This window comes from Streptomyces sp. NPDC042102, assembly GCF_055582305.1.
On sequence record NZ_JBVJDL010000002.1, the window covers coordinates 1022577 to 1046252 of the forward strand.

General features: G+C 70.2%; 28 protein-coding genes, 1 tRNA gene and 1 riboswitch. Of the genes, 11 read left to right on the plus strand and 18 right to left on the minus strand.

Annotated features, from left to right (window positions below; all coding sequences use genetic code 11):
* Nucleotides 1–143: 143 nt before the first annotated feature.
* Entirely contained in the window at nt 144–2552 is a 2409-nt protein-coding gene (locus ACZ6KO_RS12660; protein ID WP_469303555.1) for a transglycosylase domain-containing protein, read from the plus strand.
* A 23-nt stretch (nt 2553–2575) separates the two neighbouring features.
* On the opposite strand, the gene ACZ6KO_RS12665 is transcribed toward ACZ6KO_RS12660, so the two are convergent.
* From ACZ6KO_RS12665 to ACZ6KO_RS12675, 3 genes are all read right to left on the minus strand, one after another.
* Nucleotides 2576–2896 carry a DMT family transporter gene (locus tag ACZ6KO_RS12665; RefSeq protein WP_401450553.1) on the minus strand — a complete coding sequence of 107 codons (321 nt, stop codon included), beginning with the start codon at nt 2894–2896 and terminating at the stop codon, nt 2576–2578.
* Nucleotides 2897–2928: 32 nt separating this feature from the next.
* Nucleotides 2929–3000, minus strand: a riboswitch (guanidine-III (ykkC-III) riboswitch).
* Between the two features lie 91 nt (nt 3001–3091).
* Nucleotides 3092–3394, minus strand: a complete 303-nt coding sequence (locus ACZ6KO_RS12670; RefSeq protein WP_264203395.1) for a GroES family chaperonin — start codon at nt 3392–3394, stop codon at nt 3092–3094.
* 82 nt (nt 3395–3476) lie between these two features.
* Nucleotides 3477–3797: a DUF3618 domain-containing protein gene (locus tag ACZ6KO_RS12675; RefSeq protein ID WP_469303559.1), complete on the minus strand. Its 321-nt coding sequence runs from the start codon at nt 3795–3797 to the stop codon at nt 3477–3479.
* 100 nt (nt 3798–3897) lie between these two features.
* On the opposite strand from ACZ6KO_RS12675, the gene bcp reads away from it, so the two are divergent.
* The 4 genes from bcp (at nt 3898) to ACZ6KO_RS12695 (ending at nt 5788) form a co-directional block, all read left to right on the plus strand.
* Nucleotides 3898–4365 (plus strand): thioredoxin-dependent thiol peroxidase, encoded by a 468-nt coding sequence (gene bcp, locus ACZ6KO_RS12680; RefSeq protein ID WP_469303561.1) that lies wholly within the window; start codon nt 3898–3900, stop codon nt 4363–4365.
* Nucleotides 4366–4500: 135 nt separating this feature from the next.
* Nucleotides 4501–5139 (plus strand): HNH endonuclease signature motif containing protein, encoded by a 639-nt coding sequence (locus ACZ6KO_RS12685; RefSeq protein WP_469303564.1) that lies wholly within the window; start codon nt 4501–4503, stop codon nt 5137–5139.
* Nucleotides 5136–5660 carry an HNH endonuclease gene (locus ACZ6KO_RS12690; RefSeq protein WP_469303566.1) on the plus strand — a complete coding sequence of 175 codons (525 nt, stop codon included), beginning with the start codon at nt 5136–5138 and terminating at the stop codon, nt 5658–5660. Before ACZ6KO_RS12685 ends, ACZ6KO_RS12690 begins: the two co-directional genes overlap by 4 nt.
* A gap of 43 nt (nt 5661–5703) precedes the next feature.
* Nucleotides 5704–5788, plus strand: a tRNA-Leu gene (locus ACZ6KO_RS12695).
* 64 nt (nt 5789–5852) lie between these two features.
* On the opposite strand, the gene rdgB is transcribed toward ACZ6KO_RS12695, so the two are convergent.
* The 4 genes from rdgB to ACZ6KO_RS12715 all read right to left on the minus strand — a co-directional run bounded on the left by rdgB (nt 5853) and on the right by ACZ6KO_RS12715 (nt 8110).
* A complete protein-coding gene (rdgB, locus tag ACZ6KO_RS12700) occupies nt 5853–6455 on the minus strand; it encodes an RdgB/HAM1 family non-canonical purine NTP pyrophosphatase (protein ID WP_469303570.1) in 603 nt (200 codons plus the stop codon).
* Between the two features lie 19 nt (nt 6456–6474).
* The gene (locus ACZ6KO_RS12705) at nt 6475–6867 is read right to left on the minus strand and encodes a hypothetical protein (protein ID WP_469303573.1); all 393 of its coding nucleotides are present in this window, start codon (nt 6865–6867) and stop codon (nt 6475–6477) included.
* Between the two features lie 99 nt (nt 6868–6966).
* Complete coding sequence (gene rph / locus ACZ6KO_RS12710; protein ID WP_401450567.1) at nt 6967–7692, minus strand: ribonuclease PH; 726 nt, start codon at nt 7690–7692, stop codon at nt 6967–6969.
* Between the two features lie 106 nt (nt 7693–7798).
* Nucleotides 7799–8110 (minus strand): PTS sugar transporter subunit IIB, encoded by a 312-nt coding sequence (locus ACZ6KO_RS12715; protein ID WP_469303575.1) that lies wholly within the window; start codon nt 8108–8110, stop codon nt 7799–7801.
* A gap of 152 nt (nt 8111–8262) precedes the next feature.
* On the opposite strand from ACZ6KO_RS12715, the gene ACZ6KO_RS12720 reads away from it, so the two are divergent.
* Together ACZ6KO_RS12720 and ACZ6KO_RS12725 are read left to right on the plus strand one after the other, a co-directional pair.
* Complete coding sequence (locus ACZ6KO_RS12720) at nt 8263–9567, plus strand: PTS transporter subunit EIIC (protein WP_469303577.1); 1305 nt, start codon at nt 8263–8265, stop codon at nt 9565–9567.
* Nucleotides 9568–9927: 360 nt separating this feature from the next.
* Nucleotides 9928–11151: a PTS transporter subunit EIIC gene (locus tag ACZ6KO_RS12725; protein ID WP_469303915.1), complete on the plus strand. Its 1224-nt coding sequence runs from the start codon at nt 9928–9930 to the stop codon at nt 11149–11151.
* Nucleotides 11152–11252: 101 nt separating this feature from the next.
* Here ACZ6KO_RS12725 and ACZ6KO_RS12730 read toward each other — a convergent pair whose 3' ends face one another.
* The gene (locus ACZ6KO_RS12730) at nt 11253–12005 is read right to left on the minus strand and encodes an MBL fold metallo-hydrolase (RefSeq protein WP_469303580.1); all 753 of its coding nucleotides are present in this window, start codon (nt 12003–12005) and stop codon (nt 11253–11255) included.
* Between the two features lie 212 nt (nt 12006–12217).
* Here ACZ6KO_RS12730 and ACZ6KO_RS12735 point away from each other — a divergent pair, with 212 nt between their 5' ends.
* Together ACZ6KO_RS12735 and ACZ6KO_RS12740 are read left to right on the plus strand one after the other, a co-directional pair.
* The gene (locus ACZ6KO_RS12735) at nt 12218–12634 is read left to right on the plus strand and encodes a hypothetical protein (protein WP_469303582.1); all 417 of its coding nucleotides are present in this window, start codon (nt 12218–12220) and stop codon (nt 12632–12634) included.
* Nucleotides 12631–12984 (plus strand): DUF488 domain-containing protein, encoded by a 354-nt coding sequence (locus tag ACZ6KO_RS12740; protein ID WP_469303584.1) that lies wholly within the window; start codon nt 12631–12633, stop codon nt 12982–12984. The genes ACZ6KO_RS12735 and ACZ6KO_RS12740 overlap by 4 nt, the downstream gene beginning before the upstream one ends.
* 22 nt (nt 12985–13006) lie before the next feature.
* Here the strand turns inward: ACZ6KO_RS12740 and ACZ6KO_RS12745 are convergent, their stop codons facing one another.
* From ACZ6KO_RS12745 to clpS, 8 genes are all read right to left on the minus strand, one after another.
* The gene (locus tag ACZ6KO_RS12745; RefSeq protein WP_469303586.1) at nt 13007–13453 is read right to left on the minus strand and encodes a DUF7144 family membrane protein; all 447 of its coding nucleotides are present in this window, start codon (nt 13451–13453) and stop codon (nt 13007–13009) included.
* 163 nt (nt 13454–13616) lie between these two features.
* Nucleotides 13617–14567: a PLP-dependent cysteine synthase family protein gene (locus ACZ6KO_RS12750; RefSeq protein ID WP_469303588.1), complete on the minus strand. Its 951-nt coding sequence runs from the start codon at nt 14565–14567 to the stop codon at nt 13617–13619.
* Nucleotides 14567–14854: a MoaD/ThiS family protein gene (locus ACZ6KO_RS12755; RefSeq protein ID WP_469303590.1), complete on the minus strand. Its 288-nt coding sequence runs from the start codon at nt 14852–14854 to the stop codon at nt 14567–14569. Before ACZ6KO_RS12755 ends, ACZ6KO_RS12750 begins: the two co-directional genes overlap by 1 nt.
* 89 nt (nt 14855–14943) lie before the next feature.
* A complete protein-coding gene (locus ACZ6KO_RS12760; RefSeq protein WP_401450591.1) occupies nt 14944–15051 on the minus strand; it encodes a putative leader peptide in 108 nt (35 codons plus the stop codon).
* A gap of 77 nt (nt 15052–15128) precedes the next feature.
* Nucleotides 15129–15551, minus strand: a complete 423-nt coding sequence (locus ACZ6KO_RS12765; RefSeq protein WP_401450594.1) for a M67 family metallopeptidase — start codon at nt 15549–15551, stop codon at nt 15129–15131.
* 80 nt (nt 15552–15631) lie between these two features.
* A complete protein-coding gene (locus tag ACZ6KO_RS12770; RefSeq protein ID WP_469303593.1) occupies nt 15632–17095 on the minus strand; it encodes an amino acid permease in 1464 nt (487 codons plus the stop codon).
* A gap of 390 nt (nt 17096–17485) precedes the next feature.
* A complete protein-coding gene (locus ACZ6KO_RS12775; protein ID WP_469303595.1) occupies nt 17486–18088 on the minus strand; it encodes a DUF2017 domain-containing protein in 603 nt (200 codons plus the stop codon).
* Nucleotides 18088–18402 carry an ATP-dependent Clp protease adapter ClpS gene (clpS, locus tag ACZ6KO_RS12780; RefSeq protein WP_401450602.1) on the minus strand — a complete coding sequence of 105 codons (315 nt, stop codon included), beginning with the start codon at nt 18400–18402 and terminating at the stop codon, nt 18088–18090. Before clpS ends, ACZ6KO_RS12775 begins: the two co-directional genes overlap by 1 nt.
* A gap of 81 nt (nt 18403–18483) precedes the next feature.
* Here clpS and ACZ6KO_RS12785 point away from each other — a divergent pair, with 81 nt between their 5' ends.
* Nucleotides 18484–19812 carry a nicotinate phosphoribosyltransferase gene (locus ACZ6KO_RS12785; protein ID WP_469303598.1) on the plus strand — a complete coding sequence of 443 codons (1329 nt, stop codon included), beginning with the start codon at nt 18484–18486 and terminating at the stop codon, nt 19810–19812.
* Nucleotides 19813–19913: 101 nt separating this feature from the next.
* Nucleotides 19914–20516, plus strand: a complete 603-nt coding sequence (locus ACZ6KO_RS12790) for an isochorismatase family protein (RefSeq protein ID WP_469303600.1) — start codon at nt 19914–19916, stop codon at nt 20514–20516.
* A 7-nt stretch (nt 20517–20523) separates the two neighbouring features.
* On the opposite strand, the gene ACZ6KO_RS12795 is transcribed toward ACZ6KO_RS12790, so the two are convergent.
* Entirely contained in the window at nt 20524–20829 is a 306-nt protein-coding gene (locus ACZ6KO_RS12795; RefSeq protein ID WP_401450610.1) for a hypothetical protein, read from the minus strand.
* 157 nt (nt 20830–20986) lie between these two features.
* Entirely contained in the window at nt 20987–23392 is a 2406-nt protein-coding gene (locus tag ACZ6KO_RS12800; RefSeq protein WP_469303603.1) for an immune inhibitor A domain-containing protein, read from the minus strand.
* Nucleotides 23393–23676 lie beyond the last annotated feature (284 nt).

Sequence of the window (23676 nt, forward strand, 5' to 3'; positions counted from 1 at the left end):
TGCGGAGGGGCGATCCACGCGACCGAATAACGCCCGTCCGGCACGGATCGTTCAGCCATCGGGTAGACAGCATCAGATAGAGCAGCAAGCAGACCTTCAGGTACAAACGTGGATGTTTCCCACGGCGTCGAGGAGCCCCGGAGATGAGCGACCCCTCCCCCCGACCGGGCTGGAGCCCCCGGGACCCGGACACGCCGCACCAACCGCCCCCGCACCACCCGCCGCCGCACCCGCGGAGCACACCCGGCGAACAGACCGAACCCGGCCGCCCCGTGCGCCGACAGCGCACCGGATGGCGCCGGTTCATCCCCACCTGGCGCGTGGTCGTGGGCACCGTCCTGCTCGTCGCCCTGGTCATCGGCGCCTGCCTCGTCGCCGGCTACCTGCTCGTCAACATCCCGCCCGCCAACGCCGCCGCCACCGCGCAGTCCAACCTCTACCTCTACTCCGACGGCTCCCAGCTCGCCCGCGACGGCGAGGTCAACCGCGTCAACGCGCCGCTCTCCCAGGTCCCCCGCACCGTCCAGGAAGCCGTACTCGCCGCCGAGGACCGGGACTTCTACTCCGAGCGGGCCGTCGACCCCAAAGCCATGGTGCGCGCCGCCTGGAACACCGCGACCGGCAAGGGCACCCAGTCCGGCTCCACCATCACCCAGCAGTACGTCAAGAACTACTACCTGGGCCAGGAACAGACCATCAAACGCAAGGTCAAGGAATTCTTCATCGCGATCAAACTCGGCCGCGAGAAGTCCAAGGACTACATCCTCGAAGGCTATCTGAACACCAGTTACTTCGGCCGGAACGCATACGGCATCCAGGCCGCCGCCCAGGCCTACTACGGCAAGGACGTCAGCGACCTCACCACCGCCGAGGGCGCCTACCTCGCCACCCTCCTCAACTCCCCCAGCGCCTTCGACGTCGTCGCCCACCCCCAGAACCGCGACCGCGCCCTCGCCCGCTGGAACTACGTCCTCGACGGCATGGTCAAGAAGAAATGGCTGACCCCCGCCGAACGCGCCGCCACCCGGTTCCCCGAACCCGGCAAGGTCCGCCCGGCCGCCGGCCTGTCGGGACAGCGCGGCTACCTCGTCGAGGCCATCAAGGACTACATCGTCGAGAACGAGATCGTCGACGACCGGGCCCTCGCCGAAGGCGGCTACCGGATCACCACCACCATCGACAAGGCCCGCCAGAACGACTTCGTCACCGCCGTCGAGCAGCAGATGCTCTCCCGGCTCGACCCCGCCGCACACCCCGCCGACCGCATCGTCCGCGCCGGCGGCGCCTCCATCGACCCCCTCACCGGCAAGGTCGTCGCCCTCTACGGCGGCGTCGACTACACCAAGCAGTACGTCAACAACGCCACCCGGCACGACTACCAGGTCGCCTCCACCTTCAAACCGTTCGTCTTCGCCTCCGCCGTCGACAACGACTCCCGCACCCAGGACGGCCGCCCCATCACCCCCAACACCCTGTACAACGGCGACAACAGACGCCCCGTCGTCGGCAGCCGCGTCCCCTACGCCCCCGAGAACGAGGACCAGCGCTCCTACGGCCCCATCACCGTCCGCACCGCCACCGACCTCTCCGTCAACAGCGTCTTCGCGCAGATGGTCGTCGACGTCGGCACCCAGAAGGTCAAGCGGACCGCCGTCGCCCTCGGCATCCCCGAGAACACCCCCAACTTCGACGCCGGCCCCGCCATGGCACTCGGCACCCTCCAGGCCAGCGTCCTCGACATGACCGTGGCGTACGCGACACTGGCCGACCACGGCCGGCACACCCCGTACACCTTCCTCGAGAAGATCACCAAGGGCTCCGACGGGATCCCCCTGCCCGAGCGCGCCCCCACCCAGGCCATCAGCCGCGAGGCCGCCGACACCACCACCTCGGTCCTCATCGGCGTCGTCGACAACGGCACCGGCACCGCAGCGCTGGCCGCCGGCCGCCCCGCCGCCGGCAAGACCGGCACCGGCGAGCTCGACCGCTCGGCCTGGTTCGCCGGCTACACCCCCGACCTCGTCACGGTCGTCGCCATGATGGGCCAGGACCCCGACACCGGAACCCTGCAGTCCCTCTACGGAGCACTGGGCGAACCACGCATCGGGGGCGGCGGCTACCCGGCCCGCGTCTGGGCCGCGTACACCAAGGCGGCACTGGGCGACAACGACCCGCTGGACTTCGAACTCGACCTCCAGCCCGGCGCCGACCGCCGGCCCCCGCCCCCGCCGCCGCCACCGCCCGGCCACGAATCCCCCGGCATCCGCCCGCCGGCCACGCCGCCCCCAGGCGACACCGACGGCGGCCCCGGCGGCACCCCCACCGACGACACCCCCACGGACGGGGACGACACCGGACGCGGCGACACCGACGGGGGCGACACGACCGGCGGCAACCCCACCGGCAGGGGCGACACCGACGGAGGCGACACGAACGGGGGCGACACAGGCGGCGGCAACCCCGCGAACGGCGGCCGGACCTCCGGCGGCAACACCGCCGGAGGTCGCCCCGACGGCGCGACGGCGGAAGGCGGCCGCCCGCCGGAACGATGAACGCCGGAACGATGAACGCCCGGTCAGTGACCGGAGGTGGCCTTCAGCCCCACCACCGCCACCAGCAGCAGACAGACGAAGAAGATCCGGGCCGCGGTCACCGGCTCGCCCAGGACCGCCATTCCCACCACCGCGGCCCCCGCCGCGCCGATCCCCACCCACACGCCGTACGCCGTACCGATCGGCAGCGTCTTGGCGGCGTACGACAGCAGCAGCATGCTCGCCACGATCCCGGCACCCGTGAACACGGACGGCCACAGGCGGGTGAAACCCTCGGTGAACTTCATACCGATCGACCAGCCGACCTCGAGCAGACCGGCGAGCAGCAACAGAACCCAGGCCATGACGGGCACCTCCGGAACGAGAGCGGAACAGGGGTGCGTCGTCTTGTCCTACCCGGTACGGCGCGTCTCGTCGGGGTCCCTCTTCACCGTAACAAACGGCACGCCAAAGGGCCGGTGACCTCGGTCACCGGCCCCTGCCACGGATGAGACGGCCGCGGATAACACGGCCGCGGATGAGACAGCCGCGGACGACGGTCAGAGGTACAGCCCGGTGGAGTCCTCGGACCCCTCCAGCCGCTCCGCCGCCACCGCGTGCAGATCCCGCTCCCGCATCAGCACGTACGCCACGCCCCGCACCTCGACCTCGGCACGGTCCTCGGGGTCGTACAGCACCCGGTCGCCGGGCTCCACGGTCCGCACGTTCTGCCCGACCGCGACCACCTCCGCCCAGGCCAGCCGCTTGCCGACCGCGGCCGTCGCCGGGATCAGAATGCCGCCGCCCGAGCGGCGCTCGCCCTCGGGCGAATCGGACCGCACGAGCACACGGTCGTGCAGCATACGAATGGGCAGCTTGTCGTGGGTGGTGTGGTTGCTCACGACTCGAACCTACCTGCCGGCGCCGGCCTTGTAATCCAGCGGGTCAGCCGCGCCGACGGCGCGCCGACACCACCAGCAGACCGACCAGCCCGACGGCCACCAGCGCGACCGGCACCAGCCGCTCCACGCGCGGCGCGCCGTCATCGTCGCGGAACCCGGCCTTGACGTCGGTCACCACCCGGTTCACGGCGAAGACCGCCCGGCCCGCCGCCTGCTCCACCGACGAGGCGACCCGGGCCTTCGCGTCCCCGATGATCGTCTTCGGGTGCACGCGCACGCCGATCTCGTCGAGCGTCTCGGCGAGCTGCTCGCGCCTGCGGATGATGTCCGCCTCGATCTGCGCAGGGGTCCTTGCTTCGGGCACCGCGCCGCCTCCGTCGTCGTGTGTGGGCATGGTCCTGGATGGACAGTCTGTCAGCTTACGCTCGGGTGGTACCGATCCCCTCCCGAGGAGACTGTGAGACATGAGCGAGCGACTCCAGCCGGGCGACACCGCCCCCGCCTTCACCCTGCCCGACGCGGACGGCAACGAGGTCTCGCTCGCCGACCACAAGGGCCGCAAGGTGATCGTCTACTTCTACCCGGCGGCCCTGACCCCGGGCTGCACCAAGCAGGCCTGCGACTTCACGGACAACCTGGCACTGCTGGCCACGGCCGGTTACGACGTCATCGGCGTCTCCCCGGACAAGCCGGAGAAGCTGGCGAAGTTCCGCGAGAAGGAGGACCTGAAGGTCACCCTCGTCGGCGACCCCTCCAAGGAGGTCCTGACGGCGTACGGCGCCTTCGGCGAGAAGAAGCTCTACGGCAAGACGGTGACCGGCGTGATCCGCTCGACGGTGATCGTGGACGAGGAGGGCAAGGTCGAGCGCGCCCTGTACAACGTGAAGGCCACCGGCCACGTGGCCAAGATCATCAAGGACCTCGGCATCTGACCCACCCCACCCCGCGATCGGCCCGCCCCCCACCCCGGCGCGGGCCGTTCCGTTTATCGGACGTAACCATTCACATATCGGGGCGTTACTCCATGCGAGGGTCGCACGAACGAGCGGCCGGAATGGAGGGGCGACATGCCGGAGAGCCCGTACACGAAGGAACGGCTGGCCGAGGCGGCCGGGGCGTCGCGGACGCTGAGCGAGGCACTGGGGAAGCTCGGGGTAGAGCCGCGGGGAGGGTCACGGAGGTACCTCCACGACCGGATGCGCAAACTGGGCGTCGACACTTCGCACTTCACGGCGGAGGGGGCGAAGTGGACGAAGGATGTGCTCGAGGAGGCGGTCGCCGCCTCGACGAACATGTCCGACGTGCTCCGCCGGCTGGGGGTCGAGGTGGTCGGAGGCCAGCACACCCACATCAGCCGCCGGGTGAAGGCGTTCGGTATCGACACTTCGCATTTCATCCTGCCGTCCCCGGCAGGACGCACCAAGCGACGACGCACCCCGGAAACGGTGCTGGTCAGGCAGGACGACACCCGCTCGCGTCGGATACCGAGCGACCGCCTGAGGGAAGCACTCACCGCTCGGGGCGTCCCGGAACGCTGCACGATGTGCGGCAACGAAGGAACCTGGCAGGGACACTCTCTTGCGCTTGAGGTCGATCACATCGACGGCGACTGGCGCAACAACCAGCAGGAGAACCTGCGCTACCTCTGCCCCAACTGCCACTCGACGACGGACACCTACCGGGGCCGCGGCAAGGGCCGCCGATGAGTACCCGCACGTACACGCGGCACCCGAAACCGCCGGCGTCAGTGCTCCGTGAAGCCGTCACCGCCTCCTACAGCCTGGCCCAGACCCTGCGCACACTGGGCCTCCCGGAGAACGGGCAGCTGAACGACAAGCTCAAGCGATGGATTCGTGAGGACGGTCTCTCGACCGCGCATTTCCTGGGCCGGGCCCACAGGCGCGGCCAACCCGGGTCGACACCGCTGAAACCCGCACGGCAGATCCTCGTCAAGCATGACGGCACTCGACGCACCCGCACTCGCATGCTGCGCCGGGCATTGCATGAGGTTGGAGTTCCTGAGCGCTGTCACACGTGCGGAACGCCGCCCGAGTGGTTGGGCCATCCCATGACCCTGGAGGTCGACCACATCAACGGCGACTGGAGCGACGACCGGCGCGAGAACCTCCGACTGCTGTGCCCCAACTGCCATGCGATCACCAGCACCTGGTGCCGGGGAGGACGCCGGAGGCTGGTCGCGGAGGAGAGTGCAGCCGCCGTACACTGACCGCAGTCGACCAGGCTCAATGTCCGATTCGGGTCGAAATATCGCGGTCGTGGCGAAATAGGCGATACGCGCAGGTTTTAGGTACCTGTGGGAGAAATCCCGTGGGGGTTCGAGTCCCCCCGACCGCACCTGTACGGCGAGGCCCCGATCCGCATCGCGTGGACCGGGGCCTCGTGGCGTTCGTGAAGCGGCTCAGCTCACCAGTTCCCGGACCACCGGGACCAGGGCGCGGAAGGCCTGGCCGCGGTGGGAGATGGCGTTCTTCTCGGCCGGGGTGAGTTCCGCGCAGGTGCGGGTCTCGCCCGCCGGCTGGAGGATCGGGTCGTAGCCGAAGCCGCCCGTGCCGGACGGGGTGTGGCGCAGGGTGCCCAGGAGGCGGCCCTCGACGACGCGTTCGGTGCCGTCGGGCAGGGCGAGGGCGGCGGCGCAGAAGAAGTGGGCGCCGCGGTGGGCGTCGTCGATGTCCGAGAGCTGGGCGAGGAGCAGGTCGAGGTTGGCCCGGTCGTCGCCGTGGCGGCCGGCCCAGCGGGCGGAGAAGATGCCCGGGGCACCGTTCAGGACGTCGACGCAGAGGCCGGAGTCGTCGGCGACGGCAGGCAGTCCGGTGGCCTTGGCCAGGGCGTGGGCCTTGAGCAGGGCGTTCTCGGCGAAGGTGACGCCGGTTTCCTTGACGTCCGGGATCTCCGGGTACGCGTCCGCGCCGACCAGCTCGTGGGGCAGGCCGGCCGCGGACAGGATGGCGTGGAGCTCGGTGACTTTGCCCGCGTTGCGGGTCGCGAGGATCAGGCGGGTCATGGTCACCGATTATCTCCGGTCAGCCGGGTGTGCAGACCTTGGAGATCTCGGAGGCGGCATCGGCGACGGGCTTGACGTCGGGGGTGGGGTTGCCCTGCTCGAGGGCGGTGCGGACGTTCTTGACGGCCGTGTTCATCGAGTCGATGGCCTTGCCGAGGTCGGCGTTGTCGGTCTGGTCGCCGATCTTCTTCAGGCTCGTCTCGATCTGGTTGAGGGCGTTCTGGGCGTCCTGCGGGCTGTTGCCGGCCTGGGAGACGGCCTGCTGGAGGTCGCCGGCCCCCTCGCTGATGGCGACGGCGGTGTTGGCGCAGTCCAGGGCGGTGGAGAGGGCGGAGCAGGAGGCGAGGGCCGGGACCACCAGGGCTCCGGCGAGGGCGAGCGCGGCCAGACGGTGGCGGTGGTGCGTGGTCATCGGGACGGATCCCCCCTGGGTCGGATACGTGGACGGGCGCACGATGGTGGATCGTGCGCCCGTACTGGTAGAGACGGTGCGGAGCGGGCCGCGGTTGCGTCAGAGGCCGAGTGCTCCGCGCTGGATGGCCTCGAGGTCGGCGCAGCCGCCGGCGGCGAGGTCGAGCAGGGCGTTGAGTTCCTTGCGGTCGAAGGGCTCGCCCTCGGCGGTGCCCTGGACCTCGACGAAGCGGCCGTCGCCGGTGCAGACGACGTTCATGTCGGTCTCGGCGCGGACGTCCTCCTCGTAGCAGAGGTCGAGGAGGGGTTCACCGTCGACGATGCCGACGCTGACGGCGGCGACGGTGCCGGTCAGGGGTTTGCGGCCGGCCTTGATGAGCTTCTTGGACTGGCCCCAGGCGACGGCGTCGGCCAGTGCGACGTAGGCGCCGGTGATGGCGGCGGTGCGGGTGCCGCCGTCGGCCTGGAGGACGTCGCAGTCCAGGACGATGGTGTTCTCGCCGAGGGCCTTGTAGTCGATGACGGCGCGCAGCGAGCGGCCGATGAGGCGGGAGATCTCGTGGGTGCGGCCGCCGATCTTGCCGCGGACGGATTCGCGGTCGCCGCGGGTGTTGGTGGAGCGGGGCAGCATCGAGTACTCGGAGGTGACCCAGCCTTCGCCGCTGCCCTTGCGCCAGCGCGGGACGCCTTCGGTGAAGGAGGCGGTGCAGAAGACCTTGGTGTCGCCGAAGGAGATGAGGACGGAGCCCTCTGCGTGCTTGCTCCATCCGCGTTCGATGGTGACCGGGCGGAGCTGTTCGGGGGTGCGGCCGTCGATGCGAGACATGGTGGTGAGCCTAGTCGCTGCGGGTGAACGGCAAGGACGGGTGAACGGGAAGACCCCGTCCGGATGCGGCCGGGACGGGGTCTTCGGGGTGAGCCTCGGGCTCAGCTCACATCATGTCTTCGATCTCGCCGGCGATCGGGTCGGCGTCGGTGCCGATGACGACCTGGACGGCGGTGCCCATGCGGACGACGCCGTGGGCGCCGGCGGCCTTGAGGGCGGCCTCGTCGACGAGGTCGGGGTTGGCCACCTCGGTGCGCAGGCGGGTGATGCAGCCCTCGACCTCTTCGATGTTGTCGATGCCGCCGAGTCCGGCGACGATCTTCTCAGCCTTGGTGGCCATGTGTTCTCCCTGAGTGCCTGTATGCGCGGGGTCCGCATGCGGGAACCGCTTTGTCACGGTAGCCCACGGTTGGCCCATCTTCGCGAGCGCGGGTGGTGCTTCTGCCGAATGATGACGATCAGCGGCGACCCGCCCTCCGGGCGGGTGAAGGCGACCGCATCACAGGTGGTCTACACCAGTGTGCCGCACCGGCCGCCGCCGCCAAAACGGGCCGTCAGGGAGGTTGCCGGATGAGCGCGGACAGCGCCGCGGCCGCGGGGCCGCGGCACCAGTGGTGGAACGGTCTGTTCCAGGGGCTGCAGAAGATGGGCCGCAGTCTCCAGCTGCCCATCGCGGTGCTGCCGGCGGCCGGCATCCTGAACCGACTGGGCCTGGTCGACGCGTTCGGTTCGGACGGTCTGGGCTGGGAGACCGTCGCGAGGGTGATGGCGGGTGCGGGCGGTGCGCTGCTGGACAGTGATCTCGGGCTGCCGCTGCTGTTCTGCGTCGGTGTCGCGATCGGTATGGCGAAGAAGGCGGACGGGTCGACGGCGCTGGCGGCGGTGGCGGGGTTCCTGGCGTACCGGGGGGTGCTGCGGGCGTTCCCGAACCCGTGTCCGCCGGGGTCGCGGGACATCGGCGGCGCGTGTCTGGGGCCGGACGAGGTGTTCGCGGGGTACACGTACACGAATCCGGGGGTGTTCGGCGGCATCGTGATGGGGCTGCTGACGGCGTGGTTCTGGCAGCGCTACCACCGGGTGAAGCTGGTGGACTGGCTGGGTTTCTTCAACGGCCGCCGGCTGGTGCCGATCATCATGGCGTGCGTGGCGATCGTGTTCGCGTCGCTGTGCCTGTGGATCTGGCCGCCGATCGGCGATGCGCTGGAGGCGTTCAGCGACTGGCTGGTGGACATCGGGTCCTGGGGGGCGGGGATCTTCGGGGTGGCGAACCGGGCGTTGCTGGTGATCGGTCTGCACCAGTTCCTGAACGTGCCCATCTGGTTCCAGTTCGGCTCGTACACCAAGCCGGACGGGCAGGTCGTGCACGGTGACATCCCGATGTTCCTGGCGGGCGACCCGAACGCGGGGCAGTTCCTGTCGGGCTTCTTCCCGATCATGATGTTCGCGCTGCCGGCGGCGGCGCTGGCGATCACGCACTGCGCGAAGCCGCAGCGCCGCGCGGAGGTCGGCGGGCTGATGCTGTCGGTGGCGCTGACGTCGTTCGTCACGGGCATCACCGAGCCGCTGGAGTACTCGTTCCTCTTCGTGGCACCCCTCCTGTACGTGATCCACGCGGTCCTGACCGGTGTGTCGATGGCGGTGACCTGGGGGCTGGGGGTCCACGACGGGTTCACGTTCTCCGCGGGCCTGATCGACTACGTCATCAACTGGGGGCTGGCGACCAAGCCGTGGCTGATCATCCCGATCGGACTGGGGTTCGCGGTGGTCTATTACGTCGTCTTCCGGGTGCTGATCACGAAGCTGAACCTGGCGACGCCGGGGCGGGAGTCGGACGAGGAGATCGAGGAGATGCAGCGGGACAACGTCAAGGCGTAGCGGCCCCAAGGCGCCGCAGGGCTTCCGGCCCGGTGGGAAGGGCCCTCGGATCCAGTGGTCCGGGGGCCTTCGGCGTGCCCGGAAACGGGCGGTGCCGGTGGCTTCGGCCCGGGGCGGAGAATGTGATCCAGGCCACAGGAAATCGAAGGTTCCTTATCTAACCCGGACCATGCTACAACTGGTCTACACCACGCATTGGTGTAGACCACGCGCCCCCTCACCGGGGCCCGTGAGTCCCCTGTTTCTGAAGACGCCGCCGGCCCCCGTGCTTTCCACCCCCGGGCGGCGCCTTGCCCACTGGAGGAACTTGTGACCACGGCTGCCGCCCCCGCGGCCGAGAAGAAGAAGGGCTCCGGCGCGATGGCCGTGGCCCAGCGCATCGGCCGCAGCCTCATGCTGCCGATCGCCGTCCTGCCGGCCGCCGCCCTGCTGGTCCGGTTCGGCCAGAACGACCTGCTGGGCAGCAAGTCGCTCCCCGAGTTCGTCAACACCATCGCCTCGTACATGGCCGCCGGCGGTGGGGCCATCTTCAGCAACATGGCCCTGCTCTTCGCCGTCGGCATCGCCGTCGGCTTCGCGAAGAAGGCCGACGGTTCCACCGGTCTCGCCGCGGTCACCGGCTACCTGGTCTTCAAGGCGGTCCTCGGCAAGTTCACCGACGGCAGCCTGCCGAAGGTGGAGGCGATCGTCGACCACAAGATCGTCATGGTGGCGCCCGCGGTGGACGCCGGTGTGCTGGGCGGCGTGGTCATGGGCATCGTGACCGCCCTGCTGTACCAGCGGTTCTTCCGCACCAAGCTGCCGGACTGGGCGGGCTTCTTCGGCGGCCGCCGCCTGGTGCCGATCCTCTCCTCCTTCGCCGGTCTGGTCCTCGGCATCGTCTTCGGTCTGATCTGGCCGGTCCTGGGCAAGGGCATCCACGGCTTCGGCGAGTGGCTGGTCGGCTCCGGCGCCGCCGGCGCGGGCATCTTCGGTGTCGCCAACCGTGCGCTGATCCCGGTCGGCATGCACCACCTGCTGAACTCCTTCCCGTGGCTCCAGGCCGGTTCCTACGAGGGCCCCGACGGCACCGTGCACGGTGACATCGCCCGCTTCATCGCCGGCGACCCGACCGCCGGCCAGTTCATGACCGGCTTCTTCCCGATCATGATGTTCGCCCTCCCGGCAGCCTGCCTCGCGATCGTCCACTGCGCCCGCCCCGAGCGCCGCAAGGTCGTCGGCGGCATGATGTTCTCCCTCGCGCTCACCGCCTTCATCACCGGCATCACCGAGCCGATCGAGTTCACCTTCATGTTCATCGCTCCGGTGCTGTACGCGATCCACGCGCTGCTGACCGGTGTCTCCATGGCGCTGACCTGGGCACTCGGCATGAAGGACGGCTTCGGCTTCTCCGCAGGTGCGATCGACTACCTGCTGAACTACGGCATCGCGTCCAAGCCGCTGGGCCTGCTGCTGGTCGGCGTGTGCTTCGCCGCCCTCTACTACGTGATCTTCCGCTTCGCGATCACCAAGTTCAACCTCCCGACGCCGGGCCGCGAGTCCGACGAGGAGCTGGCCGAGCTGGCCAAGGCCGAGGCCAAGTAACACACCCCGGGCAACACGGCGGAGCCCCCGCTCTCCCTGACGGGAGGGCGGGGGCTCCGCCGTATCCGTACGTGCCGTGCGGACGCGCCGTGCGGGCCGGGTCAGACCTCGTAGACGGCGCCCGCGTACGCGAGGTCGACCCGGCCGCCGTACACCGCGCGGGCGTCGGCGAGGTTCTGCTCGGCGGAGGTCCACGGCGGGATGTGGGTCAGGACCAGGCGCCCGACGCCGCCCCGTTGCGCGTACTCGCCGGCCTCGCGGCCGTTGAGGTGCAGGCCGGGGATGTCCTCCTTGCCGTGCGTGAAGGAGGCCTCGCACAGGAAGAGGTCGGCGCCCTCGGCGAGCAGTCCCAGCTCGGGGCAGACGCCGGTGTCCCCGGAGTACGTCAGGGAGCGGCCGTCGTGCTCGACGCGGATGCCGAACGCCTCGACGGGGTGGCAGACGCGCTCGGTGCGGACCTGGAAGGGGCCGATCTCGAAAGTGCCGGACTTCAGGGTCCGGAACTCGAAGACCTCGCTCATCGAACGCTCGTCGGGGACGTCCTCGTAGGCGGCGGTCAGGCGCTTCTCGGTGCCTTCCGGGCCGTACACCGGGATCGTGCCGCAGCGGCCGCCCTCGTGGCGGTAGTAGCGGGCGACGAAGTACGCGCACATGTCGATGCAGTGATCGCTGTGCAGGTGGCTGAGGAAGATCGCGTCGAGGTCGTAGAGACCGATGTGGCGCTGCAGCTCGCCGAGGGCGCCGTTGCCCATGTCGAGGAGCAGCCGGAAGCCGTCGGCCTCGACGAGGTAGCTCGAGCAGGCCGATTCCGCGGACGGGAACGAACCCGAGCAGCCGACGACGGTGAGCTTCATGGGAGCGGGAACCTCCGTGGACGGTCCGTGGCGGGCGGAGACGGGGAGGGCGTCGGGGGTCGTGCGGTGCGTCGAGCGTAAGGCGCGAAACCTCCGGTCGCTCCTCCACGGCGTGCCGTTGTGGGGGAACTCACCTGTGGTGTCACCCGGGGGAGCGACAGGGCCGCGGAGGTTGCCGTGCCGGGTGGCCGGGGCGCGGTTACGGTCGATCCATGGACACGTCCTGGTGGCCGGCCGTGGCCGCGGTGGTGGCCGTGGCGCTGGTCGTGCTGGTGGCGGGCGGCCGGGCCCGCGGTGCGCCGGCGGCCCGTGCGGTGCGCGGTCCGGGGCCGGCGCCGCGGCCCCGGGCGGGCGAGCTCTGGCGGCTGGCCGACGACCGGGCGTGTCTGGTGCTGTCGGTACGGGGCCGGCGGGCGCGGATCGCGCAGGTCACGGGGAAGTACCACGACGAGCGGGCCGGGGTGATCCCGCTGCCGCCCGGCATGGTGGGCGACGCGCACGGCCGGCCGGGGTTCCTGGAGGCGGACCGGCCGGTGGAGGTGTCGGTGTGGGAGTTCCGGCGGCGGGTGGGCGTGCTGGACCCCGCGGTGTGGGACGAGGTCAAGGGGCTCGGAGGTGGGCACTCATGATCCGGCTGCGGCGTGTGTACGAGGCACCGGACCCGGTGGCGGACGGCGTGCGGGTGCTGGTGGACCGGCTGTGGCCGCGCGGGCTGGCGAAGGCGGCGGCGCGGGTGGACGAGTGGCCCAAGGCGGTGACGCCGTCCTCGGAGCTGCGCACGTGGTTCCACGGCGGGGGGTCGTGGGAGGAGTTCCGGGCCCGGTACGAGGAGGAGCTGCGGGCGCCCGAGGCGGAGGCGGCGCTGGCGCATCTGCGGGCGCTGGCGGCGGCGGGTCCGCTGACGCTGGTGACGGCGGTCCGTACGCCGCAGTCCAGTCACGCGTCGATCCTGGCGGAGCTGCTGGCCGCGCCGTCCTGACGGCGCGGCCAGCAGCTCCGGGTCAGAGGCCGGACGCCGCGCCCCGTGGCACCGCGAAGCACAGGACGTAGACGATGTAGAGGCCGATGGCGATGGCGATCAGCGACCACCACGGCTGGTAGGGCAGCCAGATGAAGTTCAGGATCACCGACAGCGTCGCGATGACGAGGCCGGCGATCCGCGCCCAGGCCCGGCCCTTGAGGAGGGCGAGGCCGGTGACGAGCGAGACCACGCCCAGGATCAGATGGATCCAGCCCCAGGTGGTGAGGTTGAACGCGAAGGTGTACTGGCCGACGCCCAGGTAGACGTCGTCGTCGGCCAGAGCGGCGATGCCCTCGAAGATCGCGGACACGCCGAAGAGGCTGAGCATGAACCCGGCGAACGAGGCGGGTCCGGAGACCCATCCGCCGTACGGGTCCTTGGCGGCGGACGGGGTACTGCGGGGTGCGCCGCCGGGTGTGGCCGTCATCGCGCCACCTTCCTCTCCTGGGACGGTCGGGCGATTCGAGCGTCCGCCGCGCCGCTGCCGACGGCGACCCGCGGGCGGCCGAACGGGTGACGGGAGGGGACTACGGAAACGGGCCGGGCCGGGAACCGTCGGGTTCCCGGCCCGGCCCGGGCGGATCGTGGGGTCAGGCCCAGAGCTGGCCCTGGAGGACCTCGATGGCCTCTTCCGTGGTGGCCGCGGTGTAGACGCCCGTCGAGAGGTACTTCCAGCCGCCGTCGGCCACGACGAAGACGATGTCCGCCGCTTCGCCCGCCGCGACGGCCTTGCGGCCCACCCCGATCGCCGCGTGCAGGGCGGCGCCGGTGGAGACGCCGGCGAAGATGCCCTCCTCGCGCAGCAGTTCGCGGGTACGGGTGACGGCGTCCGCGGAGCCCACCGAGTAGCGCGAGGTGAGCACGGAGGCGTCGTAGAGCTCGGGGACGAAGCCCTCGTCGAGGTTGCGCAGGCCGTAGACCAGGTCGTCGTAGCGCGGCTCGGCCGCGATGATCCTGATGTCGGGCTTGTGCTCGCGCAGGTAGCGGCCGACGCCCATCAGGGTGCCGGTGGTGCCCAGGCCCGCCACGAAGTGGGTGATGGAGGGCAGGTCGGTGAGGATCTCCGGGCCCGTGGTGGCGTAGTGGGCGCCCGCGTTGTCGGGGTTGCCGTACTGGTAGAGCATCACCCAGTCCGGGTGCTCCGCCGCCAGTTCCTTCGCCACGCGCACGGCGGTGTTGGAGCCGCCCGCGGCCGGCGAGGAGATGATCTCGGCTCCCCACATCGCCAGGAGGTCACGCCGCTCCTGGGAGGTGTTCTCCGGCATGACGCACACGATGCGGTAGCCCTTGAGCTTCGCGGCCATGGCCAGCGAGATGCCGGTGTTGCCGGAAGTGGGCTCCAGGATCGTGCACCCGGGGGTCAGGCGGCCGGCCTTCTCGGCCTGCTCGATCATGTGGAGCGCCGGGCGGTCCTTGATCGAGCCGGTCGGGTTGCGGTCCTCCAGCTTGGCCCAGATCCGGACGTCGGCGGAGGGCGACAGCCGGGGCAGCCGGACCAGCGGGGTGTGGCCGACCGCCGCGAGCGGGGAGTCGTAACGCATTACTTCGAGCCGCCGGCGACGGCCGGGAGGATGGTGACGCTGTCGCCGTCCTTGACCTCGGTGGCGATGCCGGCGAGGAAGCGGACGTCCTCGTCGTTGAGGTAGACGTTCACGAAGCGGCGCAGCTCGCCGCCCTTGGACTCGTCGACGATGCGCTCCTGGATGCCCTTGTGGCGGGTCTCGAGGTCGGCGAAGAGCTCGGCGAGCGTGGTGCCCTCACCGCTCACGGCCTTCTCGCCGTCGGTGTAGGTGCGGAGGATGGTGGGGATGCGGACCTCGATGGCCATGACAGGCTCCTGTTGTCACATGGGGCGCGCGGCTCTGAGCCCCCGCGCGAGAGGGGCTGTGGTGTGGTGCGGAAGGTGGTGCGGCGGGCTCAGACAGCAGGACAGATGGCGCTGGCGAGGCGGCACAGGTCGACGTGCAGCCGCGCCACGAGCAGCACTGTGCCGGGCGTCTCGATGCTCACGTCGTGGGAAACCATGCGGTCATGTTAACGATTCCCCGATGGCGGTTAGGAGTGTGATCCCACATCCCGGACGCACCCTTCTCGCATAGTGGTCAGTAGGCCGCCACAACCTGCACTTCTTCCTCGGTGATCACGCCGTCGACGATGCGGTACGAGCGGAACTGGAACTCCCCCGCCCCGTCGGTGTCGGCCGTGGAGACCAGCACGTAGTGCGCGCCGGGCTCGTTCGCGTACGTGACGTCCGTGCGCGAGGGGTAGGCCTCGGTCGCGGTGTGGGAGTGGTAGATGATCACGGGCTCCTCGTCCCGGTCGTCCATCTCCCGGTAGAGCGCCAGCAGGTCCTTGGAGTCGAACTCGTAGAACGTGGGCGAGCGGGCGGCGTTGAGCATCGGGATGAACCGCTCGGGGCGGCCGGTGCCCGCCGGGCCGGCCACGACGCCGCACGCCTCGTCCGGGTGGTCCTTGCGGGCGTGCTCGACGATCTGGTCGTACAGGGCCTGGGTGAGGGTCAGCATGAGCGACAGGATAAGCAGACGGGCCCTCCCGTACCGAGGAGTGGTACGGAAGGGCCCGGATGCTGGACGGGGGCGCCGGATCAGGCGTCGATGTCGACCGAGATCTTGACGCTGGTGCCGCCGGAGCCGCCGGCGCGCTTGGTCAGCACCAGGTAGGACACGCCGAGGAGCAGACCCCACAGCGGGGCGCAGTACAGCGAGACGCGGGCGTCCTTGTCGGCACCCATCATCACGATGACCATGCCGATGAAGAGCAGGGCGAACCAGCTGGTCCACGGGGCGCCGGGGGCGCGGAACGGGGACGCGGGCAGCTCGCCGCGGTCCGACTTGGCCCGGTAGCGGATCTGGCAGACCAGGATCATGATCCAGGCCCACATGCCGGAGATGGTGGCGAAGGAGACGACGTAGTCGAAGGCCTTGCCGGGGGCCACGTAGTTGATCCAGACGCCCACCAGCATGAGCGAGGCCGAGAAGGTGGTGCCGACCAGCGGCGTGCCGTTCTTGGTCAGCTTGGTGAACACCTTCGGGCCCTGGCCGTTGAGCGCGAGGTCGCGCAGCATGCGGCCGGTGGAGTACATGCCCGAGTTGCAGGAGGACAGCGCCGCGGTCAGCACGACGAAGTTGACGATGGCCGCGCCGACGCCGAGGCCCATCCGCTCGAAGGCGGCGACGAAGGGCGAGACGCCGGGCTGGAAGTGCGACCACGGCACCACCGACAGGATCATGATGAGCGCGCCGACGTAGAAGACGGCGATGCGCCACGGCACGGTGTTGATGGCCTTGGGCAGGGTCGTGGCCGGGTCCTTGGACTCGCCGGCGGTGACGCCGACCAGCTCCACGGCGAGGAAGGCGAACATCACGATCTGCAGGGTCATCAGCGTGCCGCCGATGCCCTTGGGGAAGAAGCCGCCGTCGTTCCACAGGTTGGAGACCGAGGCGGTGGCCGCGGCGTCCGAGAAGCCGATGGTGAGGATGCCGGCGCAGATCAGGATCATGCCGACGATGGCGGTGACCTTGACCATGGAGAACCAGAACTCCAGCTCGCCGAAGAGCTTCACGGAGATCAGGTTCGCGCCGTAGAGGATCACGGTGAAGATCAGCGCGTACGCCCACTGCGGGAAGCTGTCGCCCGTCCAGTAGGCCATGTACTGCGCGGCCGCGGTCACCTCGGTGATGCCGGTGACCACCCAGAAGAGCCAGTACGTCCAGCCCGTCGCGTACCCCCAGAAGGGGCCGAGGAACTCGCGGGCGTAGTCCGAGAAGGAGCCCGAGACGGGGCGGTACATGAGCAGCTCGCCCAGGGCCCGCATGATGAAGAAGATGACCAGGCCCGCGATGGCGTAGGCCAGGATCAGGCTGGGTCCGGCCTTGGAGATGGCCTTGCCCGCGCCGAGGAAGAGGCCCGTGCCGATGGCCCCGCCGATGGCGATCATCTGGATCTGGCGGGCGCCGAGTGCGCGGTGATAACCGTCGCCCTCGCCCTCGCCGCCACCTGCCGGCTTGGCCGGCCCGTTGTCGTGCTGCTCGACCTGCACAGAGGTCATGTCTGGTGCGCCTTTCTCCACGCCGACCCGCGCCCTGGAAGTGGCAGCGGATCGGGTTTCCTCGATCCCCCCGGATACGGATGGAGTTGCACGCCGGCGGTCGGCCGGTTCAAGCAGCGCCGTGGGGACAGGGGTGGCGTCCCGGCGGCGGTCGTGAAGATCTATCACGGGCTCATGGGTGACCAGCGGGACCGAATGTGACACGCGCCACACCGAAATCAGGGCAGACGGCCCGAAAAAGATCAGATCACCACATGGTGGTGATCCGATCGTTATCCGGATTTGAGCGTCCGCTGAGCGAACGGGAGGCGCCCAAAGGGTGACGAACGGGCACCGGGCCCACCCGTCCGGCCGGCCCGGCCGGACGAGATCCCCACTGCGCCGGCCGGACTAGAGGGTCTCGATGAGGGTCTCCTGGAGCCCGCCCAGCCACAGGTACGCCATCACCATGGGCTTGCGCGGGTCGTCGTCCGGCAGCCGGAAGAGCTGCGCGCTCTCGTCGTCCTCGGTGATCTCCAGCCGCGCCCCGATGGTCAGCCGCAGGTCGTTCAGGGCGCCCAGCCAGCGCATCGGCAGCTCGCCGGTCAGTTCCAGCTCGACCTCGCCGCCCCCGGCCGGCGCCAGGGCGTCCAGGCTCCGTACGACGGCCAGCGCGTCCTCGCGCTTGCGGGTGCGCAGGTCGTTCTCGGTGAACCGGCGGAACTCCGCCGACATCGCCGCCTGCTCCGCCGGGTCGACGCCCGGGGCCTGCGGGCCGGCCGGCCCGCCGTAGGCGTCGGGGAAGAGCCGAGCCAGCGCCGGGTCGGACGGGGGCTCGCTCGGCCCCTCCGCGAACAGCGCGGCGAGGGGGTCGGCGTCGGCGGCCGGCTCGGGCTCGCCCGGCCCGATCAGCTCCAGCAGCTGGATGGCCAGCGAGCGCAGGATGGAGATCTCGATGTCGTCGAGGACGATGGCCGCGCCCCCGCCGTCCAGGGCCTGGAAGGTGCCGCCCATCAGCCGCGGTCCTGCGAGAGGGTGGCCCACAGGCCGTATCCGTGCATGGCCTGCACGTCGCGCTCCATCTCCTCGCGGGTGCCGCTGGAGACGACCGCCCGCCCCTTGTGGTGGACGTCGAGCATCAGCTTGTGCGCCTTGTCCTTGGAGTAGCCGAAGTACGCCTGGAACACGTACGTCACGTAGCTCATGAGGTTGACCGGGTCGTTGTGCACCAGGGTCACCCAGGGGACGTCCGGTGAGGGGACCGCGAAGGTCTCCTCGGCGGATTCGGTGCGTTCGATCTCAATGGGAGCAACACTCACCCGTCCCATGCTGCCACTGTGACCGGTCGGTCGCACAAACGGGGTTCCCCATCTCGTCAGTTTGACGAAATGTGCGCTAGCATCCGTGACATGAACCCTGCGGACCTGGGCCTGCCGGTGGACGTGCCGTCGACAGCGCTCTTCACGGACCATTACGAGCTCACGATGGTGCAGGCCGCCCTGGCCAACGGCACCGCCGACCGCCGCTCGGTCTTCGAGGTGTTCACCCGGCGGCTGCCCGAGGGCCGGCGCTACGGCGTCGTGGCGGGCACCGGCCGGGTGCTGGACGCGGTGGAGAACTTCCGCTTCGACTCGGCGGTGCTGGAGTTCCTGCGGGAGCGGGCCGTCGTCGACATGCGGACCCTGGACTGGCTGTCCTCGTACCGCTTCTCGGGCGACATCTGGGGCTACCCGGAGGGCGAGGTCTACTTCCCGGGCTCGCCCGTGCTGCGGGTGGAGGGCAGCTTCGCGGAGTGCGTGCTGCTGGAGACGGTGATCCTGTCGATCCTCAACCACGACTCCGCCATCGCGGCGGCGGCCTCGCGGATGGCCTCGGCCGCCGGTGACCGGCCGCTGATCGAGATGGGCGCGCGGCGCACCCACGAGCTGGCGGCGGTCGCCGCGGCGCGGGCCGCGTACGTGGGCGGCTTCTCCTCGACCTCGGACCTGGCGGCGGGCTTCCGGTACGGGATCCCGACGGTGGGGACGGCGGCCCACGCCTTCACCCTGCTGCACGACAGCGAGCGCGACGCGTTCCAGGCGCAGGTGTCCTCGCTGGGCGGCGGAACGACGCTGCTGGTGGACACCTACGACGTCGCGGAGGCCGTCCGCACGGCGGTGGAGATCGCCGGGCCGAAGCTGGGCGCCGTCCGGATCGACTCCGGCGACCTGCTGCTGGTGGCCCACCGGGTCCGCCAGCAGCTGGACGAGCTGGGCGCGACGGGGACCCGGATCGTGGTGACGTCCGACCTGGACGAGTACGCGATCGCCTCGCTGGCGGCCGCCCCGGTGGACGCGTACGGGGTGGGCACGCAGCTGGTCACCGGGAGCGGGCACCCGACCTGCTCGATGGTCTACAAGCTCGTCGCGCGGGCCGGGTCGGCGGACCCGAAGGCGCCGCTGGTGCCGGTGGCGAAGAAGTCCTCCGGCGGCAAGACCTCGATCGGCGGCCGCAAGTGGGCGGCGCGGCGGCCGGACGCGGACGGGGTCGCCGAGGCGGAGGTCATCGGCACGGGCCCGGTGCCGGCGGCGCTGTCGTCGCGGCAGCTGCTGGTGGAGCTGGTCAAGGGGGGCGAGGTGGTCGCGCGCGAGCCGCTGGAGGCGGCGCGGGACCGGCACGTGGCGGCGCGGGCCGCCCTGCCGTTGTCCGCGACGCAGCTGTCGCGGGGCGAACCGGTGATCCCGACGGAGTACGCCTGACCCCTCCGCGGGCTCCGCCACCGTTTCGGGAAGGGGCGGGGTGGGGGAAAGGCCCCGCAGGGAAAGCCGGCCGCCGAAGACATCGACCTAAGGACCGCGTCATGCACCGCGCACTGATCGTCGTCGACGTACAGAACGACTTCTGCGAAGGCGGCAGCCTCGCCGTGGCGGGCGGCGCCGACGTCGCCGCCGCCGTCACCGAGCTGATCGGCCAGGCCACGGCGGGCTACCGGCACGTGGTGGCCACCCGCGACCACCACGTCGACCCCGGCCCGCACTTCGCCCGGCCGCCCGCCGAGCCGGACTACGAGACGTCCTGGCCGGTGCACTGCGTGGCCGGCACCGAGGGCGTCGGGTTCCACCCGAACTTCGCGCCCGCCGTCGCCTCCGGCAGCATCGCCGCCGTCTTCGACAAGGGCGCCCACGCCGCCGCGTACAGCGGTTTCGAGGGCGCCGACGAGAACGGCACCGGCCTGGCCCAGTGGCTGCGCGACCGGCACGTCAGCGAGGTCGACGTCGTCGGGATCGCCACCGACCACTGCGTCCGGGCGACCGCCCTGGACGCCGTACGCGAGGGCTTCGCCACCCGCGTGCTGCTCGGCCTGACCGCCGGGGTGGCCCCGCACACCACCCGGCGGGCCCTGGAGGAGCTCCGGGAGGCCGGGGTGGAGCTGACCGGCACCCCGGTCGTGGCGGGCGGCTAGAGGGGCCCTACGCGCCCCGCAGGAGGGCACGTATGGGGTGCCAGAGCTCCTCGACGTCGTCCGGGACCGTCCGCCACAGCAGGCCGTCCGGGTGGTGCAGCACCGCCGTGACCTCGTCGGGGGTCGGCGGCTGGGTGTTGCCCCGCAGGTAGACCGCCCGCATGCCGACGTTGCGCAGCCTGGTCAGGGCGCGGGCCCGGTTCGCGGCGTGCACGAGCACCCGGACCGGGCCGCCGTCCCCGGCCGGTCTGGGCAGGGTCAGGGCGACCACGACGGTCCCGCTCGGGAGCTTGGTGAAACCTCCGCCTGGCATGGTGCATCTCCCCCGTGAGATGGAAAGGGGTTCGCGGTGCCGACGCCGGCGGTCGTGCCGGTGTCAATAACGAACCTCGCCCCCGCATCTAAACGCGATCGGCCGCCGCCCGCTAGAGGGCGACGGCCGATCATGCTTTGACCTGCGGTTTTACCGACTACTTCGCGGAGGGGCCGACCTCGATGGTCATGACCTCGCCGTCGTAGGTCTCCTTCAGGATCTTGATCTTGGTGTTGGTGTCAGTGACCTTCACCGAACCGGTCGGGTTCTCGTCGTAGTAGTACGTGCCCTTGCGGTCGTCGAAGACCAGGTTCGCGGGCTTCGGCTTCAGGAACAGCGACTCACCGTTCTTGTGGAGGGTGAACGCGTCCGTCTTGTACGCGCTGAAGGTCGCGTCGTACGGCTGGATCTTGTTGCGCAGCAGGGTGCCGTCCGCCCACTTCATGGGCTTGGCGTTGGCGTCGATCGGCAGGATCAGGCCCTGGCCGGGGTGGACGCTGGTGTTGTTGTCCTTCTGGGAGGTGTCCCACTGCCAGATCAGCAGGCCGTCCTGGTACGGGTAGTGCTCGACCCAGTCGGGACGGGTGTTGGCGAAGCCGAAGTTGTACGGGCCGACCTGGAGGGTCTTGTCGTACGAGACGTAGCGGCGGTTCTCCGCGATGTAGTACTGCGCGTACTCCTTGGTGAAGCTCGCGCCGATCCGGGAGAAGCCCTTGAGGGTCCAGCCGTTGTCGCCGGCCTCGGCACCGTCGGTGAGCAGCTGCGCACCGTCCGCCGTCAGGGTGATCGCGTCGGCGGTGAAGCCCTTGCCGCCCGCGCCGCCGTCCGTCTGGTAGCGGAAGCGGAGGTCGACCTTCTTGCCCGCGTAGGCGTCGAGGCCGAACTTCAGGTCCTGCCAGCCGCCCGAGACGTCGGTCAGCGACGGGGAGCCCGCGGCGTCGACCGGGATGGGCTGGCCGTTGGCGGTGCCGGCGAGGGCGGTCCAGGTGGCGCCGCCGTCCGTGGACACCTCGGTGTACAGGTAGTCGTAGTCCTTCTCGATGTCCCACCAGCCCTTGAGGGACAGGGACGCGGAGGACTTGCCGGTCAGGTCGACCGAGCGGGTCAGGGTGTTCTTGAGGTCGTCACCCATGCCGCTCCACCACTGGGTGGAACCCTCGGCGGGCGCGACGACCTCGGTCTTGACCTGCTTCTTGGGCAGCTCGACGACCAGCGCCTGCTTGTCCTTGGTGTTGAACTCGGCCACGCCCAGCTTGTGGGTGGACTTCGTCGCGGCCTTGGCCTTGTCGTAGTTCAGCCAGCCCAGCTGGAGCTTGTCCCAGGCGGTCATGTCGCCCGGCATGTCGCCTATGGAGTCCTTGCCCTCGCCGAGCCAGGAGCCCGCCGACATCAGGGACCAGAAGCCGACGCCGTTCTCGCCGCCACCGGTGGTGTCGTAGAGGTCCGGCAGACCGAGGTCGTGGCCGTACTCGTGGGCGAAGACACCGAGGCCGCCGTTCTCGGGCTGCATGGTGTAGTCGCCGACCCAGATGCCGGTGTTGCCGATCTGCGTGCCGCCGGCCTTGTTGTTCTCCGGGCCGGTCTTGCCCGCGCTGGTGCCGTAGGCGTACCAGCGGTGGGCCCAGAGGGCGTTGGTGCCCTCCTTGCCGCCACCGGCCGACTCGTCCTCGCCCGCGTGGACGATCTGGAAGTGGTCGATGTAGCCGTCGGACTCGTTGAAGTTGCCGTCGCCGTCGAAGTCGTAGCGGTCCCACTGGTCGTACTGGGACAGCTGCGCCTTGATCTGCTCGTCGGTCTTGCCGGCCTTCTTCTGCGCCTCGGTCCAGGCGGTGACGCCGTCACGGACGGTGTCCCACACGTTGGAGCAGTTGGAGCTGCCGCAGAAGTTCGAGCCGTAACGGGCCTCGTTGTACGGCACCTTGACCCAGTCGGAGACCTCGCCCTCGACCGAGTAACGGCCCGAGGAGGTCTTCTCGTAGTAGGTCTTCAGCGAGTGCTTGCCCTCACCCGTGGCGAAGTACAGGTCCTGGAAGTACTCGCGGCTGAAGTCGGCGCGCCAGGCGGTGCTGTTGTCCTTGGCGCGGTCCGGCTTCGGGATGGCGTTGCGCAGCGGGCCGGGCTCGCCGCCGTACTTGGGGGCCGGCGGCTTGGGGCCGGGGCCGTCCGGGTCGTGCATGGTCGTGCTGTCGACCTGGTCGCCGAACTCGACGAGGATCGTGAAGATCTTGTCGGTCTTCTCGCGGCCGAGCTCGACGTACTTCTTGTCGTCGAGCTTGACGACCTTGGAGGCGCCGCGCTGCTCGACGTCCTTCTTGCCGGACAGCACCTGGTCCAGGGCGGCCTCGCGGGCCTGCTCCTGCTGCTTGCTGAACGGGCCCTGGAGGTCGTGGTCGACCTTCGTCTTCGCCGGGGCCGTCGGGTCCTGGCGGTCGACCGCCGGGGCGCCCGGGCCGGAAACGGCCTGAGCCGTGGTGAATGCGGCGGCGGTGGTGGCGCACGCGGCGAGCGCCACACCGACGGCAGCGGCGCGCAGGGCGCGCCGCTTCACGGAATTGCTGGTCACTTGATGTGTTCCCCTCCCGCGGCCGCATGGACTGTCGGAACTTCTCCATAGGAGTGGGGGGTTCCGCGCGGCGCGCGTCTCAAGTGACGACATTTGACCGGACAGGCTCAAGAAAAGACAGACCTTGACTTGACCAGGTCAACTGCACTATGCGGTCAGTCAGTTCCGGTATCCGGACGTTCCCCAGCCATATGGGGCGAACGTCACGTCCGCACCCCTGCGGGGCGCGCACGATGCCCCCGTGCGCCCCCCTTGCTCCCCGGCACCGTGGGTCAGGTCACGCT

Excerpts from the sequence above, each read along its gene's own strand:
- ACZ6KO_RS12705 (WP_469303573.1), bottom strand. The coding sequence starts at position 6,867 with ATGACCACGCACCACCGCCACCGTCTGGCCGCGCTCGCCCTCGCCGGA.
- ACZ6KO_RS12720 (WP_469303577.1), top strand. The coding sequence starts at position 8,263 with ATGAGCGCGGACAGCGCCGCGGCCGCGGGGCCGCGGCACCAGTGGTGG.
- ACZ6KO_RS12765 (WP_401450594.1), bottom strand. The coding sequence starts at position 15,551 with ATGCTGACCCTCACCCAGGCCCTGTACGACCAGATCGTCGAGCACGCC.
- ACZ6KO_RS12775 (WP_469303595.1), bottom strand. The coding sequence starts at position 18,088 with ATGGGCGGCACCTTCCAGGCCCTGGACGGCGGGGGCGCGGCCATCGTC.
- rdgB (WP_469303570.1), bottom strand. The coding sequence starts at position 6,455 with ATGACCCGCCTGATCCTCGCGACCCGCAACGCGGGCAAAGTCACCGAG.
- ACZ6KO_RS12790 (WP_469303600.1), top strand. The coding sequence starts at position 19,914 with ATGCACCGCGCACTGATCGTCGTCGACGTACAGAACGACTTCTGCGAA.
- ACZ6KO_RS12735 (WP_469303582.1), top strand. The coding sequence starts at position 12,218 with ATGGACACGTCCTGGTGGCCGGCCGTGGCCGCGGTGGTGGCCGTGGCG.
- ACZ6KO_RS12665 (WP_401450553.1), bottom strand. The coding sequence starts at position 2,896 with ATGGCCTGGGTTCTGTTGCTGCTCGCCGGTCTGCTCGAGGTCGGCTGG.
- ACZ6KO_RS12750 (WP_469303588.1), bottom strand. The coding sequence starts at position 14,567 with ATGCGTTACGACTCCCCGCTCGCGGCGGTCGGCCACACCCCGCTGGTC.
- ACZ6KO_RS12785 (WP_469303598.1), top strand. The coding sequence starts at position 18,484 with ATGAACCCTGCGGACCTGGGCCTGCCGGTGGACGTGCCGTCGACAGCG.
- ACZ6KO_RS12670 (WP_264203395.1), bottom strand. The coding sequence starts at position 3,394 with ATGCTGCACGACCGTGTGCTCGTGCGGTCCGATTCGCCCGAGGGCGAG.
- ACZ6KO_RS12760 (WP_401450591.1), bottom strand. The coding sequence starts at position 15,051 with ATGGTTTCCCACGACGTGAGCATCGAGACGCCCGGCACAGTGCTGCTC.
- rph (WP_401450567.1), bottom strand. The coding sequence starts at position 7,692 with ATGTCTCGCATCGACGGCCGCACCCCCGAACAGCTCCGCCCGGTCACC.
- ACZ6KO_RS12685 (WP_469303564.1), top strand. The coding sequence starts at position 4,501 with ATGCCGGAGAGCCCGTACACGAAGGAACGGCTGGCCGAGGCGGCCGGG.
- ACZ6KO_RS12715 (WP_469303575.1), bottom strand. The coding sequence starts at position 8,110 with ATGGGCCAACCGTGGGCTACCGTGACAAAGCGGTTCCCGCATGCGGAC.
- ACZ6KO_RS12725 (WP_469303915.1), top strand. The coding sequence starts at position 9,928 with ATGGCCGTGGCCCAGCGCATCGGCCGCAGCCTCATGCTGCCGATCGCC.
- bcp (WP_469303561.1), top strand. The coding sequence starts at position 3,898 with ATGAGCGAGCGACTCCAGCCGGGCGACACCGCCCCCGCCTTCACCCTG.
- ACZ6KO_RS12730 (WP_469303580.1), bottom strand. The coding sequence starts at position 12,005 with ATGAAGCTCACCGTCGTCGGCTGCTCGGGTTCGTTCCCGTCCGCGGAA.
- ACZ6KO_RS12755 (WP_469303590.1), bottom strand. The coding sequence starts at position 14,854 with ATGGCCATCGAGGTCCGCATCCCCACCATCCTCCGCACCTACACCGAC.
- ACZ6KO_RS12740 (WP_469303584.1), top strand. The coding sequence starts at position 12,631 with ATGATCCGGCTGCGGCGTGTGTACGAGGCACCGGACCCGGTGGCGGAC.
- ACZ6KO_RS12745 (WP_469303586.1), bottom strand. The coding sequence starts at position 13,453 with ATGACGGCCACACCCGGCGGCGCACCCCGCAGTACCCCGTCCGCCGCC.
- ACZ6KO_RS12770 (WP_469303593.1), bottom strand. The coding sequence starts at position 17,095 with ATGACCTCTGTGCAGGTCGAGCAGCACGACAACGGGCCGGCCAAGCCG.
- clpS (WP_401450602.1), bottom strand. The coding sequence starts at position 18,402 with ATGGGACGGGTGAGTGTTGCTCCCATTGAGATCGAACGCACCGAATCC.
- ACZ6KO_RS12660 (WP_469303555.1), top strand. The coding sequence starts at position 144 with ATGAGCGACCCCTCCCCCCGACCGGGCTGGAGCCCCCGGGACCCGGAC.
- ACZ6KO_RS12795 (WP_401450610.1), bottom strand. The coding sequence starts at position 20,829 with ATGCCAGGCGGAGGTTTCACCAAGCTCCCGAGCGGGACCGTCGTGGTC.
- ACZ6KO_RS12690 (WP_469303566.1), top strand. The coding sequence starts at position 5,136 with ATGAGTACCCGCACGTACACGCGGCACCCGAAACCGCCGGCGTCAGTG.